The 17,361-nt window shown below is 39.0% G+C and carries 15 protein-coding genes; 7 read left to right on the top strand and 8 right to left on the bottom strand.

Annotated elements, in window-relative coordinates; genetic code table 11:
- Nucleotides 1–235: 235 nt before the first annotated feature.
- Nucleotides 236–475, bottom strand: coding sequence for a DUF1674 domain-containing protein (locus ME5_RS01150; RefSeq protein WP_008037611.1), 240 nt, complete (start codon nucleotides 473–475; stop codon nucleotides 236–238).
- Nucleotides 476–581: 106 nt separating this feature from the next.
- Here ME5_RS01150 and htpX point away from each other — a divergent pair, with 106 nt between their 5' ends.
- The 4 genes from htpX (at nucleotide 582) to ME5_RS10260 (ending at nucleotide 7,228) form a co-directional block, all read left to right on the top strand.
- Nucleotides 582–1,538 (top strand): zinc metalloprotease HtpX, encoded by a 957-nt coding sequence (gene htpX, locus ME5_RS01145; RefSeq protein WP_008037610.1) that lies wholly within the window; start codon nucleotides 582–584, stop codon nucleotides 1,536–1,538.
- 414 nt (nucleotides 1,539–1,952) lie between these two features.
- Nucleotides 1,953–3,653: a heparinase II/III family protein gene (locus ME5_RS01140; RefSeq protein ID WP_008037609.1), complete on the top strand. Its 1,701-nt coding sequence runs from the start codon at nucleotides 1,953–1,955 to the stop codon at nucleotides 3,651–3,653.
- A 114-nt stretch (nucleotides 3,654–3,767) separates the two neighbouring features.
- Nucleotides 3,768–5,384: a bifunctional phosphoribosylaminoimidazolecarboxamide formyltransferase/IMP cyclohydrolase gene (purH, locus tag ME5_RS01135; RefSeq protein WP_008037608.1), complete on the top strand. Its 1,617-nt coding sequence runs from the start codon at nucleotides 3,768–3,770 to the stop codon at nucleotides 5,382–5,384.
- Between the two features lie 1,700 nt (nucleotides 5,385–7,084).
- Nucleotides 7,085–7,228, top strand: a complete 144-nt coding sequence (locus ME5_RS10260; RefSeq protein WP_008037606.1) for a DUF1127 domain-containing protein — start codon at nucleotides 7,085–7,087, stop codon at nucleotides 7,226–7,228.
- 438 nt (nucleotides 7,229–7,666) lie between these two features.
- On the opposite strand, the gene yddG is transcribed toward ME5_RS10260, so the two are convergent.
- Together yddG and ME5_RS01125 are read right to left on the bottom strand one after the other, a co-directional pair.
- A complete protein-coding gene (gene yddG, locus ME5_RS01130; protein WP_008037605.1) occupies nucleotides 7,667–8,548 on the bottom strand; it encodes an aromatic amino acid exporter YddG in 882 nt (293 codons plus the stop codon).
- On the bottom strand, nucleotides 8,541–9,314 hold the full coding sequence (locus ME5_RS01125) for an SURF1 family protein (RefSeq protein WP_008037604.1): 774 nt from the start codon (nucleotides 9,312–9,314) through the stop codon (nucleotides 8,541–8,543). Before ME5_RS01125 ends, yddG begins: the two co-directional genes overlap by 8 nt.
- A gap of 229 nt (nucleotides 9,315–9,543) precedes the next feature.
- Here ME5_RS01125 and rpmB point away from each other — a divergent pair, with 229 nt between their 5' ends.
- Both rpmB and ME5_RS01115 read left to right on the top strand, forming a co-directional pair.
- Nucleotides 9,544–9,837, top strand: coding sequence for a 50S ribosomal protein L28 (gene rpmB, locus ME5_RS01120; RefSeq protein ID WP_008037603.1), 294 nt, complete (start codon nucleotides 9,544–9,546; stop codon nucleotides 9,835–9,837).
- Between the two features lie 112 nt (nucleotides 9,838–9,949).
- The gene (locus tag ME5_RS01115; protein ID WP_008037602.1) at nucleotides 9,950–10,576 is read left to right on the top strand and encodes a queuosine precursor transporter; all 627 of its coding nucleotides are present in this window, start codon (nucleotides 9,950–9,952) and stop codon (nucleotides 10,574–10,576) included.
- 203 nt (nucleotides 10,577–10,779) lie between these two features.
- Here ME5_RS01115 and cobT read toward each other — a convergent pair whose 3' ends face one another.
- The 3 genes from cobT to ME5_RS01100 all read right to left on the bottom strand — a co-directional run bounded on the left by cobT (nucleotide 10,780) and on the right by ME5_RS01100 (nucleotide 14,459).
- Nucleotides 10,780–12,657: a cobaltochelatase subunit CobT gene (gene cobT / locus ME5_RS01110; RefSeq protein WP_008037600.1), complete on the bottom strand. Its 1,878-nt coding sequence runs from the start codon at nucleotides 12,655–12,657 to the stop codon at nucleotides 10,780–10,782.
- A gap of 19 nt (nucleotides 12,658–12,676) precedes the next feature.
- Nucleotides 12,677–13,678: a cobaltochelatase subunit CobS gene (cobS, locus tag ME5_RS01105; protein WP_008037599.1), complete on the bottom strand. Its 1,002-nt coding sequence runs from the start codon at nucleotides 13,676–13,678 to the stop codon at nucleotides 12,677–12,679.
- Between the two features lie 166 nt (nucleotides 13,679–13,844).
- Entirely contained in the window at nucleotides 13,845–14,459 is a 615-nt protein-coding gene (locus tag ME5_RS01100) for a J domain-containing protein (protein WP_008037598.1), read from the bottom strand.
- A gap of 134 nt (nucleotides 14,460–14,593) precedes the next feature.
- Between ME5_RS01100 and ME5_RS01095 the strand changes: the two genes are divergently transcribed.
- Nucleotides 14,594–14,875: a BolA family protein gene (locus ME5_RS01095; protein ID WP_008037597.1), complete on the top strand. Its 282-nt coding sequence runs from the start codon at nucleotides 14,594–14,596 to the stop codon at nucleotides 14,873–14,875.
- 509 nt (nucleotides 14,876–15,384) lie between these two features.
- Here the strand turns inward: ME5_RS01095 and ME5_RS01090 are convergent.
- Together ME5_RS01090 and ME5_RS01085 are read right to left on the bottom strand one after the other, a co-directional pair.
- Nucleotides 15,385–16,341: a tyrosine recombinase XerC gene (locus tag ME5_RS01090; protein ID WP_008037596.1), complete on the bottom strand. Its 957-nt coding sequence runs from the start codon at nucleotides 16,339–16,341 to the stop codon at nucleotides 15,385–15,387.
- Between the two features lie 83 nt (nucleotides 16,342–16,424).
- Nucleotides 16,425–17,231 (bottom strand): SapC family protein, encoded by an 807-nt coding sequence (locus tag ME5_RS01085; protein WP_008037595.1) that lies wholly within the window; start codon nucleotides 17,229–17,231, stop codon nucleotides 16,425–16,427.
- Nucleotides 17,232–17,361 lie beyond the last annotated feature (130 nt).

Below are 17,361 nucleotides of genomic sequence, written 5' to 3'. Positions count from 1 at the left end.
CATCGTGATGACAAAGTCATAAACCAAAATGTAAATAAGACTTTTGTGATAATTTTATGTCTTAAAGAATCGATACTATGGCGTAACTTTTAAAAAATGGATGATCTTCAGACTTTAAAAGCGCATTGTAAATAGCTCTTAAAATTTCTTACGATAATGAAGTGAAGGGCGCTTTAAGAGAAAAATTGTCTTATTATTTAGCGCGCATATGTTTAACATGCGTATAAAGATGCGATTAAAAATCAATGGCACGTCCTTTTATTTCCCAATCGCCATAACGGGCGGGATCTGTACCGCCGCGTCCTCCAATTTCTTTAGCCATATTTTTGTGTTCATTATGCTTGCGCCGTTCTTCAGCTTCAGCCAAAGCGCGTTGAGCAGGTGGTGGTAGATCGGTGAGCTTTTTTGCGGCATGATCTAATGTTTGCGCTTTATCAGCGGTTTTTTTGTCTGTAAGAATATTTTTATCAACCATTTTACGCTATTTTCCATTGAATAAACAGTGAGTGTACACCATCCTATACACAAATAAACCTCATAAAGCTTATATTATATTTATGAGTAAATTGGAGTTTTTGACAATGAATAATCTGAGAACAGCCATGCTTTTGGCATTTATGACGGCTTTGTTTATGGGAGTAGGTTTTCTCATTGGTGGGACAAACGGTCTTATAATTGCTTTTATAATTGCCGCAGCCATGAATCTCTTTTCCTATTGGAATTCTGATAAAATGGTGTTGCGTATGTATGGGGCGCGACAAGTTGATGCCCAATCTGCACCAGAATATTATAACATTGTCAGTGACTTGGCGCGAAACGCAGGGCTTCCTCAGCCCAAGATTTTTATTATGGATAATGCTCAACCTAATGCTTTTGCAACAGGGCGCAATCCTGCCAATGCTGCGGTTGCCGCCACCACTGGCTTATTAAAAAGTTTAACACCAGAAGAAATTGCTGGCGTTATGGCGCATGAGCTTGCACATGTGCAAAATCGCGATACTTTAACCATGACCATCACAGCGACAATTGCGGGTGCAATTTCGATGCTTGGTAATTTTGCGCTTTTTTTTGGTCATGGAAATCGGGATTCAAACGGAAATTCCAATCCCCTTGGTATGATTGGTGTTGTCATTGCGATGTTTGTTGCTCCCTTTGCCGCCATGCTGGTTCAAATGGCGATAAGCCGCACCCGCGAATATGCGGCTGATAAACGTGGTGCCGAAATTTGTGGCAATCCGCTTTGGTTGGCTTCTGCTTTGAATAAGATTGCGCGTGGGGCTAGTGCGATTCCTCATGAAGAGGCCGAACATAACCCAGCAACTGCGCATATGTTCATTATTAATCCGCTTCATGGTCGAGGTGCTGATAGTTTATTTTCTACTCATCCTGCTACAGAAAATCGGATAGCTGCATTGCGGGCACAAGCTAATTCGATGAATGTCACTATGACAAGTGGCAGTGGAAGAGAAACAATGAAAAGAACAACAAAACGTCCAAGTTGGATGCGGGATAAAAATAAAATGGGCCCGTGGGGATAATCGTATAAAAACCTCGACATTGGGCAATTTTATTATAATTGCCCTTTTCATGCTTAAAACAAAACATGAAGTGTCATAAAGGTTGCATTTGAAACACTATATGTTTTGATTTTATCACATCTATAATCGGAAAAATTTTGAGTTGTCTCATTATGTTGATCGGTTGAGATTTTAAACGTATAAGCTTATAATAGTTTTTAGCCTTGTAGATTTTTCAAAAAAGATAAGATGACTTTTTTTTAAAAAAATATTTCATAAAATAAGAGATCGCATATTTTTTGAGAAAAGAGTTTTTTAAGAACAAGAGAAACATCACTTTTGGTGTTGATCATTTGCTAATGATGAGGCCTATTAACCAATCATTCATAATAATCGAAGAAAATAGACACGAAGTTTCATTGATGGAGATCGCTCGTGGCTATCGCACTTTTGAGCAAACAGCAAGTTGTCAAATCTACAGTAAATCATGCGCTGAATAAGATATTGTGTCATTTGCGTGTTGGGCCGCTTTTTCATTGGCGTTTCTCTCGATTTAGACCGCAGCGTCTTTTGGCTGAACCTGTCGATCTTCATTTGGCTGATCCTGCAATGGCGCGAGAATTTTACCATAATCGTTTTGCGCTAGGCGGTCGGGTTGTAGATACAGGCTCATTATCACCTTTTGCAATTGAGCCTCCATCACTGGAATGGGAAGCAGCCTTGCACGATTTTAGCTGGTTGCGCCATATGGATGCAGCAAAAACACCGCTTGCCAATGCGCATGCCAGGATCTTGATGAATGATTGGTATGCGCAATCTGGAAGACGCATTAAAAGTCGTGCATGGCAAACCGATATTGCGGCACGCCGTCTTGTTTCAATGCTGTGTCATGCTGCAAGTGTTTTGGATGGCGCCAGTGCATCATTTGAAAAGAAGTTTTTACGCACTCTCGGCTTTCATTTTCGTTTTCTTCGCAGCACGATACTCACCATGGAAGAGAATGAACATCGTCTTCATGCCAGTATTGCTTTAACTCTTGCAAGTTTGTGTTTGCCAATGTCACCGGCTATGCGGCAATCTGCACAACAACAATTGGTGCGCTCTTTAGCCAAGCAAATATTACCCGATGGCGGTCATATTTCACGTAATCCTGCTGTTTTATTAAGTCTTTTGAGTGATTTATTGGCATTGCGTCATTTATATGCTCATAGCAAAGAAAGAGCGCCAAGACTTTTGATCGATTCAATTGAGCGTATGCTGCCAGCGTTAAGATTTTTTGTGCATCAAGATCACACATTGGCGCATTTTAATGGTGTTGGCCCCATTTTGCCTGAACGATTAGATGTGGTCTTGCAATTGGATGAAACAGCAGGACATCCATTTTCAAATGCTCCTTATTCTGGTTTTCAAAGGCTGCACGCCAATCAAACAACACTGATTGCAGATACAGGAAAAATACCGCCAAAAGCGGTCTCTTTTCGCGCAGCTGCGGGGTGTTTGTCTTTTGAAATGTCCTCGGGTACGCATCGATTTATCATTAATAGCGGTATCGATCCCTATGGACGTGAAGACTATCAACGTATGGGGCGTACAAGTGCTGCCCATTCAACAGCAACGCTGAATGATCGGTCTTCGGCCAAATTTTCACAAAAAAAAGGATCGCATAAAACCGCACTCCTTTATGGTCCTTATCATGTTAAGGTTGAAAAAGTATCCACGCCTCATAGGCTAGGATTTGTGGCAAGCCATGATGGTTATGCGCGTTCTTCTAATCTTATTCATGAACGTGGTTTGGCATTATCGAGTGATGGAACGATTATTGACGGGTTTGATCGTTTTTTTCCAGCCACCCAAAATTCCGTTAAACGTGATGGACGCGATCATGTTGCGGTGCGCTTTCATCTTCATCCTGATGTTGAAGTGAGCCATGATGGCCATTGTTTACGACTTGAAGTTTTAGGTGGGGATGCATGGAGCTTTATCTCGCCTGATGCTGATATTCAGCTTGAAGATTCTATTGAATTTGCTGCTCTTGATGGACCCAAACGCACCCGGCAAATTGTTTTGAATTTTCGTCCTACAATGACAGAAAAAATTCGCTGGCGTTTTACACGCATAAGCGCTGCTGGAGAATAAAGTTTATATTGTTTCGTATAAGCACAAGTTTATACCATGAAGACGGTATGATTTTTAATAAGTGTGTGATATTGGCGTAAATATCCTCACGATTGATTATTCAGGAATCTTCTTATGGCTGTGACTTCCAAACATATACCCGCTCCCGATCTTCACCGGGTGCGTCGCGCACTTCTTTCTGTTTCTGATAAAACGGGTCTTGTGGACTTTGCAAAAAGTCTTCATCGCTATGGTGTAGAGCTTATATCGACAGGTGGCACAGCCAAAGCTTTACAAAATGCAGGCATGGTTGTGAAAGATGTTTCGGAAATCACAGGTTTTCCTGAAATTATGGATGGACGTGTAAAAACACTTCATCCTAGTGTCCATGGTGCTTTATTAGCAGTGCGTAATGATCCTGAACATGAAAATGCAATGAAAACGCATCATATTGTTGGTATTGATCTGGTGGTGGTGAATCTCTATCCATTTGAAGAAACGCGCGCATCGGGTGCAGATTCGGATACGATTGTTGAAAATATTGATATTGGCGGTCCGGCAATGATCCGTGCTGCTGCTAAAAATCATGCTTATACGGCCATTGTTACAGACCCTGAAGAGTATGATCACGTTTTAGCAGAGCTTGATAAATATGATGGCAGTCTTCCTTTCCGTTTTCGCCAGATACTTGCTGCTCAGGCATTTGCACGCACAGCAGCGTATGATGCAGCCATATCAAGTTGGTTTCAGCAAGACTTAGCGATTGAAACACCAAAATGGCGTGCATTGGCAGGTAAGCTTGCAACAGTGATGCGCTATGGCGAAAATCCTCATCAAAATGCTGGTTTTTATGTTACGGGGGAAAAGCGGTTTGGCGTCTCAACGGCGCAACTTTTGCAAGGAAAACAACTGTCTTATAATAATATTAATGACACAGATGCGGCCTTTGAGCTTGTGGGAGAATTTAATCCGCAAAAAAGTGCAGCTGTTGCTATTATTAAACATGCAAATCCTTGTGGTGTTGCTGAAGCTGCAACCATAAGAGAGGCTTATTTAAAAGCTCTTGCATGTGATCCTGTTTCGGCTTTTGGAGGCATTATTGCGCTTAATCAACCCCTTGATGAAGAAAGCGCGGAAGAAATGGTTAAAATCTTTACGGAAGTGATTATTGCTCCTGAAGCAAGTGAGGGGGCAAAAAAAATTCTAGCGGCGAAGAAAAATCTGCGTTTATTGGTTACAGGTGGTTTGCCCGACCCACATGCGGCAGGTCTTATGGCAAAAACGGTTGCAGGGGGACTTCTTATTCAATCACGCGATAATGGCATTATTGATGATTTGGATCTGAAAATTGTCACAAAGCGTCAACCAAGTCTGCGTGAAATGGAAGATTTAAAATTTGCCTTCCGTGTTGCAAAACATGTTAAATCAAATGCAATTGTTTATGTCAAAGATCTTGCAACAGTGGGTGTGGGGGCAGGACAAATGAGCCGTGTCGACTCAGCCCGTATTGCCGCGCGCAAAGCCATGGATGCAGCAAAAGCAGCAGGCCAAGAGACACCTCTAACACTTGGTTCAGTTGTAGCATCGGATGCCTTTTTCCCTTTTGCAGATGGGCTTTTATCCGCTGTTGAAGCGGGTGCCACGGCTGTTATTCAACCTGGTGGCTCTATGAGAGATCAAGAAGTGATCCAAGCCGCAGATGATCATAATATTGCGATGGTCTTTACAGGAATGCGCCATTTTCGTCATTAAACACATATGATAGGATATAATCGAAATGAGTGTAATTTGACATGAAAAGAGAGCAAGAGATACTTGACCAGTATTAAAATGGTGAAAAGTCATTTTATTGTTCTCTTCGTTTATTGTTATCATAAGGTGGATATGACTATTGTTATTTTAAACCTATTTTAATAATGTTTCGCAAAATTTATACGCTTTACTGTTTTCATAGAAGAATTAGAGCTGGAATGAAGTCTTAAGATGCTTTTCATACTCACGAGATGAAAAGTAAAATCATTCTATAATGTATTTTATTTATTTTTATTATTCTAACAATAAAAGAGTACGTTTCAAAGAAGATATGGGATTTGCTTTAGTTCAATAATGATCTTGGTAATATGTATAATATAGGCTAAGGTGTTGAGCAAAGTGATCTTAAGCCAATAAAGTGGTTTCGTTTGGCTGCAAACTAAGGATATACTGATGCTCAAATAAATTTAACGAAAATGATTAGATTGGGTTATCGTTAAATTGGCTATAATTTTTATTGAGCTTGCTTTACGCTAGAAACAAAAATTCTTTGCTTTAAATATTGAAGCAAAGCATCACAATCAGTTTTTAAATTGCCGATCAGTTGTTCACATGTAGTATCAACTTATTCAATAAATCACTTTTTTTATGAGCGCATTTAAGCTCAAATAAAAGAACAGAAACTTTTTTTTAATTTATAAATGTTTATAAATTGTGATTATTATTGTCAATGTGATGAACTATATTAAAATATTTTATTTATTAGATAATTCTTCAATTTAATTTTTATGATTTTTTATATAAATACTTTTTTATACATTTATTAGCAAATTTTTCATTTTATTTTTTGACATAAATATCTTCAATTGCATTATTAGCTCTTATTTATACAGTTAAATTTTTTTTCTAGAAAACCTGTTTTAATATTTGAAAAACTTGGTTGAATTGAAGAAAATATATCATTATGGGAAAATTGTAGATCACCAATTTTAATCAAATAGCGTAATTGTCTGTGATTTTTGGTTTGGCAATATCTGATTGATTATCGTTGCTCATGATAACTGTTGTACTAAATACATGATAACGCATGCCATCTCGTGCATCATATTAAACAACGCGATCATTTAGTATTAATGTATTATTCGTTTCTGTTTGATTAATTTGGCGAATCTTTATCGATTTCATGAGAAAGGTCTTTTAAGTCCGTTTGGACTGTTTCTGCGCCTGTAATCCATAAAAATATTCGACTTTTTTGATAATAAGAGTATTATTATTATCAGATCTTGATGTTCATATATGTATTCATTGTGCGGCTTAGGAGATTTTCTATTAAACATCGCCCATATTACATGAGCTTCATTACCAGTTTAAAACCAATATCTATCGTTTGGTTTTGTGTGGTAAGTGATTTTGACGTAATTTGTCTTAAAACGCATATAAGTTGCGTCATCAGTGAACAATATTTGATCATTGTTGACCAATTTTATCCTAGCCTGCGTCATGAGCTATGACGCCTCCTCGTACTATTTAGTTAGTGTTTTATTGTCAATTTTGGTGTTATAGATTAACCTTTTATTGACTTTAAATAGGACAAATTCGTTAAAACATGCACATCAGCTATGCAATCTTGTGACTCCTCAAAGTTGTAGTGGAAGAGTATATATGGCGCATAATTCAACTTTATGGTTTAGGTGTGTGTCGTGAATATTCTTCGTTCTTTTAATAATTGGCGTCGTTATCGGACAACTGTTAATGAGCTTAACCGTTTGTCTGCGCATGAGTTGAATGATCTTGGAATCAATCGCTCTGAAATTCCCGCAATTGCGCGTCGTACAATTCGTTAAATTTGTAACAGATATTTTTTAAATTCTCTGAGTTCAGGAAGATTATCCTCCCTTTTGTTTTCCTGTTTATAATGCCTGTTGCATAATATGCAACAGGCATTTTTATTGCTCTTTTCTTAGAGTGTTTCATTTCTTATAGAAAGAAAGTTTTGTCGTTTTCATTGCATCTGCGTTTTAAAGCACACACTTTGAAGCACAGTCGTTGCAATGAGTCAGAATGACACGAACGATCATAAGTGGAAACGAAAACGTTATTTTTTAAAAACACTTAAATTTATGATTATTTTGCCATCCATGCTGAGGAGTAATTTATAGTGACAAGTCACAATGATTGGTCATGAATCACGTGTTTTATGTCTTTAGACTCAAAAATCGCTTATTGCATAAAATTCAAATTTACATTCTTTAAAATAAGCTATTTTTATGCGTTTTTTAAGCCTATAATTTTTTGTGTTTTGGTTTCAGAATAATATTTTTTGAAGCAAGAACAGCACCAAAAGTGATTAAGATGCAGGCTGCCCATATGCGCCATGTCGCTTCTGTAAGACCTGTTAAAATCATAATAAGGGTTGAAATAAGAGGTGCGCTATAACTGGCAACTCCAAGTAACTGAATATTGCCATGTTTTACCCCATAATCCCAACAATAAAATGCCATACCAGCGGGAAATAAGCCTATTAAAATCACAGCAAACCATTGTTGGTGGGTTGAGGGGAGAATGAAAGATTCTTTGAAAATTACGTGTGCTGCAAATGCAAGAAGAGATGTGCCAAGACAAAACGCTGTGACCACGGTTGTTGGCACTTTTGAAACGCGTCGTGAAAGTAGCGAATAACTCGCCCATATGACCGCGCTTGCTAATGCACTCAAATAGCCAAAAGTATTTTTTGTATCAAGAGCAAAACCTCCTTTGCCTGTGATGATAAAAATCATTCCTGCAAATCCAAGGGCTGCACCAGTAAGATGAAACCATCGCAATTTTTCTCCTGGCATGAGCGCTGAACCAAGAACAATAAATAGCGGCCATAGATAATTGATCAAGGCGACTTCAATAGGGGGGGCGGCATGCATGGCGGTAAAATAAAAAAAATGATATCCGAATAATCCCCCGATTCCAATCAACCAGACATAATAAGGTTGTTTTAAATCTTTAAGCGTTTTCGGGTTTTTTATCCAAATGACAATACCGGGAAGGGCACCAATAAATAAAGTTATTGCCGTTAATAAAAGTGAGGGAACATTTCCAGCAAATGTGGTTAAAGTAGCTAAAAGTGCCCACATTAAAACTGCGAGAAATCCTATTGCTGTCGCTTTATACATCGGTGATTCCTTTACGGTGTTTTATCTCAGTCATGATCAGAAAAATTAAAGCTGCCAGCACACCCGCGGTCAAAATAAACCATGTAATGGCATAACTTAAATGATTGTTTCGAAATGTCACAGTGGTTAATCCACCAATAGGATATCCACCTTTATTAGGGGTTTTGTCGGCATCAATAAAATAAGGGGCGACATTTGTAAGACCAAGTTTTTTGGCCATTTCAGGCAATTGTCGTGAATACCAAATATTGGCGTCAGGATTATTGTTGCGAGGAAATATGCCATTTCCTTCACTCATTCTTAACAGACCAGACACTGTCGTTTCACCATGAATGTTTCCGTCTTCACGAGTTTTTATATTTTCTTTATCCATAGGAACAAAGCCGCGATTGATAAAGGTGATGGTTCCATCATCAGCTTTAAGAGGCGTTAAAACCCAATAACCAGAACTTTCTTGAAAAATAGTTGAAACATGAATTTCTTTCTCATTAAGATATGTTCCTGTTATGAAGATAGGGCGATATTCATCGGTATCAAAATGAACATCCGCCCATTGCTTTTGTGGTGGCGCTGCAACAGGAGAAAGTTGCACGCGTTCATTGGCATGTTTGATAAGATCTTCTTTCCATCCAAGGCGTTGCACTTGCCAGATGCCCAGTGCAAAAAAAGTACAAAGAAAAACAACACACAAGGCGGCAAATAGAATAAAAAAAAAGAATGAACGTGTGCTTTTGGATTGAATAGCCATATTTGTTTTTTTCATCATATTGTACTTTTATCACAAGTGTGATTTACTTTTATTACAATGATGTAGAAAAAAAAAGCGATTTCAGTGCCATTTAAGAGTATCATTTTAAGGAAAACTCTTGACCTTTATGCCTTGGCACCCTATAGAAACACAACTTTCCATTTTTGGCCAGTTAATGAGCTGTGTGTTTAAAATAAAAATATCCAGATTTGTTAACGGTTTGTATTAGAGTTTAAAGGTGAAACCTATGACCCGCGCCTGTGAATTGACCGGTAAATCGGTGCAGTACGGCAATAATGTTAGCCATGCGAATAATAAAACGCGTCGCCGTTTTTTGCCCAATCTTTGCAATGTGACGCTTATTTCAGAAACGCTTGAACAAAGCTATCGTTTGCGTATTTCTGCTCATGCGTTGCGCTCAGTAGAACATCGTGGCGGTCTTGATGCTTTTCTTGCAAAAGCTAATGACAAAGAATTGTCACAGCGTGCACGTCTTTTAAAGCGTCAAATTGCTAAAAAGATTGCTGACAAAGTTAGCTAATTATCGTTTTATTATTTGTGTCTTATGCATTTAATAATAAAAATTTATTTTTATAGATAACATGGTCGGCTTGTCCGACCATTTTTCTGGTTCCATCACCCAGAGTAAAAAAATGTCACAGTCGCTTCATCTTTTTTTTGCAAGCATTGCAATGTGCATTGCTGTCACTGCGTCAAATATTTTGGTGCAGTATCCCTTTCCTTATTTCGGTTTAGAGCATTTGCTCACTTATGGTGCCTTTACATATCCTTTTGCTTTTTTAATCAATGATCTAACCAACCGCCGTTATGGACCTTCAGCTGCGCGTCGTGTTGTCTATGTTGGATTTATAGCTGCATTGATGGTTTCTTGGATTGTTGCAAGTCCTCGATTGGCGATTGCGTCGGGTTGGGCATTTCTCTTTGCGCAATTATTAGATATTGCGGTTTTTACACCTTTGCGCAAAAAAACATGGTGGAAAGCGCCACTTGCGGCAGCAATATGCGGTTCTATTCTCGATACGCTGTTGTTTTTTGCGATTGCATTCTCACCTTATTTTGGCTTTGTTGATCATTTAACAGGTATGGAAGAAAGTTCAATTTTCGACAGTGTGATGAGTTTTGGCATTACGATTCCAGTCTGGTTAAGTCTTGCATTGGGCGATTTTGGTGTGAAACTGGTTATGGCACTTTTCATGCTTTTGCCATATGGTGTCATTCTTGCTTATTTTATGCCAGCAATTTATGAGGAAAAAAAATAATAAAGCTCATCATGAAATTTAGACGGTGTCTTTATCGATGATGATAAGTTACGGTCGGTCTATTTTTATAAAATATAATGGTACGTTATTGGTTTTTTTTAACGCAAACATGTCAATTTATAAAACATTTTTTGTAAAAGACATATGAGAAGATAAGAGGCTTTATAGCATTTTAAAACCTATTTTCATGCTGTGTCAAAAGATTATATGCGCTCTTTTTTTTGGTCAAATAATTTGGCCAATTGTTCTGTCATCGCCCCCGCCAATTCCTCCGCATCAACAATTGTCACAGCACGACGATAAAACCGTGTGACATCGTGACCAATGCCAATAGCAATCAGCTCAACTGGTGAGCGTGTTTCAATTTCTTCAATAACCGCGCGAAGATGCTTTTCTAAATAATTTCCTGGGTTTACTGAAAGTGTCGAATCATCAACAGGGGCGCCATCAGAAATCATCATTAAAATGCGCCGATTTTCTCTGCGCGCCAATAAGCGTTTATGCGCCCAGATTAAGGCTTCCCCATCAATATTTTCTTTTAATAGTCCTTCGCGCATCATCAAACCAAGGTTACGGCGCGCCCGTCGCCACGGCATGTCAGCACTTTTATATATTATATGACGCAAATCATTGAGGCGACCGGGATTGACAGGTTTTCCGTTTTCTAACCATGCCTCACGGGATTTTCCTCCTTTCCAAGCTTTTGTTGTAAAGCCTAAAATTTCAACCTTGACACCACAACGTTCTAAGGTTCGCGCTAAAATATCGCCGCATGTTGCTGCAACCGTTATGGGACGCCCACGCATGGAACCCGAATTATCAACAACAAGCGTGACAACTGTATCTCGAAAATCAGTATCGACTTCTATTTTAAAGGACAAAGCTTGCGTTGGATCAATGACCACACGCGCTAAACGAGCTGAATCTAGATAGCCTTCTTCAAGATCAAAGTTCCATGAGCGATTTTGTTGCGCCATAAGGCGGCGTTGCAGCCGATTTGCCAGTCTACCAACAACACCTTGTAAATTGACAAATTGTTTATCGAGAAAGGCACGCAATCGATCCAATTCTTGCTCATCACAAAGATCTGTCGCCTCAACCTCTTCATCATAAGCATGAGTATAAACTTTATAGTTGGATAAATGCTCAAGATCAGAAAAAGGAGGGGGTGTTTGGTTCATCTCACCGGGTGTTTGCTCTGTATCAAGATCTTCTGATGCCTCACCATCTTCTTGGCTGCTTTCAGCCGCCTCCCTTTCACCCTCATCAACATCATCACCTGTATCATCTGAAGGTTCATTATCCGTTGTGTCAGATCCATCGGAAACAGGATTTTCAGCTTCATTTTCGCCTTCATCTTGAAAGTCGTTTTCTTGATTTTGATCCTCTCCATTATCTTCAATGTGATTGTTAGGCGCTTCTTCACTCATGTCCATGGCAACAAGCATAGAACGTATAAGCCGCGCAAATTGATTTTGATCATTGAGGTTATGGGAAAGTTCATCCAGTTCGCGCCCAATTTTATCTTCAATCCAATCACGCCATAGATCCAAAACGGCACCAGCTTCTACTGGAGGTTTGCGACCAGTTATTTTTTCACGAACGATAAGTGCCAGTGCCTCTTGTAATGGCGCTTCATCCTGACTTCTGATTGAAGGATAATTGGCACGGTTATATTTATCTGCCAACATGACATCGAGATTTTCAGCCATGCCATCCATGGCTAAAGTGCCAATTGCTTCAACACGTGCTTGCTCAACCGCGTCAAAAATTGCTCGTGCATCTGGCTCTTTCGGTGCTAAATGGGCATGGATTTGTGTGTCATGCCATGCACGTCGCAAAGCCATAGAATCACTTAAACCGCGTGTGATAGAAATATCATGAGGGATTGGACGGCGTGGCAGATCAGGCAGGCGGGCATGATCACCGACCATTGAAGGGCGGTCATTACTAAAGACCACCTCTAATTCTGGTGCACCAGAGATTGCGCGCATACACGCCGTTAGCGCCCGTTTAAACGGCTCACTATCCACAGCTTTATGAGGGCTCTCGCGCTTATTATCTCCCGTTTTATTGCTCATTCAGAAAGCTTTCTTTAACTTAAGCAAAAACTGTATTGACGACAGATTCAGGAAGTTCTTGACCAAAAGCGCGTTGAAAAAACTCAGCAACAATTGGACGTTCCAATTCGTCACATTTGTTTAAAAATGTGACGCGAAAAGCAAAACCAATATCTTTAAAGATGTTGCTGTTTTCTGCCCATGTGATGACTGTGCGAGGGCTCATGACTGTTGAAAGGTCGCCATTAATAAATGCTTGGCGTGTCATATCAGCTACGCGCACCATATGTGAGACTATTTCACGACCCTCTTGAGTTTGATACTGTTTTGATTTGGCAAGAACAATATTAACCTCATTATCATGAGGCAAATAATTCAAGGTTGTGACAATCGACCAACGATCCATTTGCGCTTGGTTAATCTGTTGGGTGCCATGATAAAGACCTGTCGTATCGCCTAATCCCACAGTATTTGCAGTGGCAAAAAGGCGAAAAGCTGGATGTGGAGCAATAACACGGCTCTGGTCTAGCAATGTTAAGCGACCAGATGTTTCCAAAACACGTTGAATAACAAACATAACATCAGGACGACCGGCATCATATTCATCGAAAACCAATGCAACATTGTTTTGATAGGCCCAAGGCAATATACCGTCTTTAAATTCGGTGATTTGCATCCCGTCTTTGACAACAATTGCATCTTTACCAACAAGATCAATTCGGCTGACATGGCTATCGAGATTCACGCGCACACACGGCCAATTAAGACGTGCTGCCACTTGTTCAATATGGGTTGATTTTCCCGTACCATGATAGCCTGATACCATAACACGACGATTAAAAGCAAAGCCGGCAAGAATGGCCAATGTGGTTTGATGGTCAAACAGATAATCGGGATCAAGCTCTGGAACATAAGGATCTGTTTTGGAAAATGCGGGAACTTGCATATCCACATCAATCCCAAAAACATCGCGCGCTGAAACGATGATATCAGGTGTGGTTGCAATTCTTAAATCACTTTTTTCTAAACTTTCTTTCGTCATTGATCCTCCAAACAGATTTAATCCGTTATCTAAACGTCATATTTAAAAGCATTTTATAGGTGCGCTTTTATGTCCGTCTTCATACCAGTTGACTCTATTTATCAAACTGTTTGAGGAAAAATTCAATGCCTTCTTATAAAGAAATCACAATCCTCTTGCTGATATGTCAACAAAAGCCAGCAGTTTTAAGAAGATTATAGGCTTGTAAAACTTCACGGAAACGTTCTTCTGAAGAGCGATCACCACCATTGGCATCAGGATGATGGAGTTTGACCAAAACTTTATATTTGGCTTTAATATCATCACTTGTTGCCCCTGCTTCCAAGCCAAGGGTCACAAATGCTTTTGCTTCAAGTGTTTTAAGTTTTCTCGGTGCTGCATTGGCACGGCGTTGTGTGAAGACGTTAAAAGGATCGCGCACTCTGTTTTGGTAAGCAGCAGAGCCTGAGCGGATTTTGGAAAAATCTGCAGATGTTTTTTTCGCAGCCGCGTTCACTCCTGCTGACCATGTCGGGCGATGTCCTGTTAAGGCATCTTTTTGAAATTTTGCAATATCATCGTCTTTAAGACCAGAAAAATAATTAAAATTTTTATTATATTCACGCACATGATTGATGCAAAAATGCAAATATTGCCCTTCACGGTTTCTGCCTGCAGGTGCACGATGAATGCCCGGTTTTTCACAGCCTTCCCATTGGCACTGTTGTGCTTGAGGTTCAGCTTGCTTTTTTTTGTTCGCACTAATACGAATAGAGTCAAATAATTTTGATGTGGTCGCCATGGCTCCGACTTTAGAAAAACATTAAAGTTTGACAAGAATTGATTTTGAGAAATTTTGTTCCCATTTAACATATATTCAAAATCAAAAAAATTTAAAATATATTTATTACACTCATATGGGGTGAAAAGCGACAAATGTCCAGCACAGTTAAACAGGCAATTGAAAAAAAACTTCAAGACCATTTCTTACCTACAGCGCTTGAAGTGTTGAATGAAAGCTCTTTACATGCAGGTCACCATCATGATGATGGCTCTTCTTTTGATGGAACTGGCGAAACACATTTTCGCATAAAAATAATCTCAAAACAGTTTTCTGGTATGAACCGTTTGGCGATGCATCGTTCTATTCATGATGTTTTAAAAGAAGAATTGGCCAATCATGTCCACGCTCTTGCAATCGAAGCAAAAGCACAATAGCGCCTTTTAAAAATTTCTCTATATTGTCATTTTTTTTAAATTTTAAATTTAACTTTATGGACTAAGATAAAAAAGCACATGCATTGTTTTCTTGGCACCGATGATCAATAGATGATTGAGCAATGGCATGGTTGCGTTTGACAATAAATTTCAAGTCAGCATCACGTAGCCGTTTCATAAGCCAACACCTGCCACCAATATGATATATCAGTCTAAGGCGCCAATATCGGTCTCATGTTCCAATATCTCAATGCCACCATAACACGATTGCTGTGAGAAAATTTATAGTATGATATTATCGAAATCTGATTTTTTGTGCAAAAATCAATTTGCTTAATTTGATGAGCTTTTTGTCCTTAAAATGATGCATTCTTTTAACATAGAAGGATAAAATTAAGAGAAGATATAATAAAGGTAGATAAGCAGGGCGTAATATCGCTCTGTGACACACTATCATAATATGAGAATAGCGCTTAATGTGGCACAATGGTGATGAAATTACAATGAGCTTAGGCGCGCGGATGGGCTTTTGCATAAACATCCAAGAGATGATCGGTGTCAACGTCAGTATAAATTTGTGTGGTTGAAAGACTTGCATGGCCTAATAATTCTTGAATGCTACGCAAATCAGCACCGCGCGATAAGAGATGCGTTGCAAATGAATGCCGTAAAGCATGAGGGGTAACAGTATCAGGCAATCCTAAACTCGAGCGCAATTGTTGTACAGCTCGTTGCACAATGGCTGCATGAAGCCTCCCCCCTCTTGCTCCGCGAAAAAAGGGTTGATTGGGCAGTAAAATAAAAGGGCAAAGTTTTCTATAGTCCTCAATGGCTTCATGTATAACTGGAAGAAGCGGTACAAGACGTGTCTTACCACCTTTACCCTTTATATAAAGGCTTTTTGCTGATGGATCGCAGAGATCATTTGGGGTGAGCGCAAGAGCTTCTGAAATGCGCAAACCACATCCGTAAAGAAGGGTTAAAACGGCTGCATTTCGTGCGCCAATCCAAGGGTTTTCATCGGGTTGCGTTTCGCGTTCAACAAGTATGCGTGCATTATCAATGCTTAAAGGTTTTGGTAGTAATTTGGCTTGTTTGGGTGTTCTCACAACACGTGCTGCAGCAATATTGACAAAACCTTGACGTGTTAAATAGGCAATGAAAGAGCGTATACCGGCCAATCCACGACCAAGGGATCGCGCACTGACATTTTCATTGCGCCTAAAGGCAAGATAGGCACGAAAATCAGACACGCGCAATGCGTTGAGATCATCAAAATTAGGTTCTTTGCCCAGATGTTGGCATAAAAATATTAAAAATTGTCTCGTATCGCGTTCATAGGCATCGACTGTTAACTGCGCCATACGGCGTATGTGTAACAGGTCTTCAAGCCAGTGTTTTCTTGCACTTAAAATGTCTTTACTTGCTGGAAGTAAAGACATTTTTTCAAAGGTTTTTTCGTTCATGATTTCTTTTACTATAATAAACTTAAAAGAGTGTTTTAAAATGATAAAATGAACGAAACCGTCTCACTTTAAGTAGGTAAAGTTTAAGAGGTCTTTTTTGACGAGCTTTTTTTCTCTACTTTAGTATCAGCGTTTTCCGAATTGTCATTGCGCTGGTTTTTTACAAGTCTGTTTAATAAAAGTGGAAGATTATTGATGGACATTAAATGTGAGAAAATCCAACCAAGAGCACCCTTTTTATGAAGTTTTTCTAAATCATAGCCTTTAAGCTTACGAAATTTTTCTTCATCAACTATCCAAAAATCGTTTAAAATCGCATTTTGGCCTGTTGTATTTTGAATATTGACGGATTCTTTGGTTAAAAGATCCATTTTTGTCAAAAGATCAATAAATTTGCTTGTTTGCTCCATGCTACTTTTAAATTGATTTAAAAATGTGATCCGTTGGTCCAAAAATGCTGATGATGTGCCATCCTCATTAAATAAGTTTATACCGCTGACTGTATTAAACATGCCAGAATCTTTATCAATACATACTGAAAGCACTTCTTGATCCGCATCACCTGCAAGGACAAAAGGATAACGACGAACAAAAGCAGGAATATACTGATCTGCCTCCCAGCTTTTATCTTCACGAATAAAATCATTTTTATTATTGGACAGGCCAAGAAGCGCGACCGAAGTATAGCTCATCTTACCGTCTTTATTTTCTGAACCGATAAAGACAATCGGATAAGACAATGCTGCACGATAAAACTCTTCACCAGAAAGGGGAACCCAATGTGTGTGTTGAGCAAAACTTGAGTCTTTTGATTGAGAAAATTTAAGCTCTTTATGCTCTTCACGAGATAATGGAACAATATTTTTATAAAAAAGCATGACCGTCGACATAATTTTGACCCTTTCGATCTTTTTTCTTTTTATACTTCACTTGTTTTTATTTTCAGGTTGATGAATTTCAATTCTTTTTCACTTTCGGTGCTTTTATTATCCTATTGATTGTGGCAAATAAAGCATCTCA

This window comes from Bartonella tamiae Th239 (genome assembly GCF_000278275.1).
GTDB lineage: Bacteria > Pseudomonadota > Alphaproteobacteria > Rhizobiales > Rhizobiaceae > Bartonella > Bartonella tamiae.
Note: the sequence above shows the minus strand (reverse complement) of the source record. Positions and strands in the feature narration are given on the sequence as shown.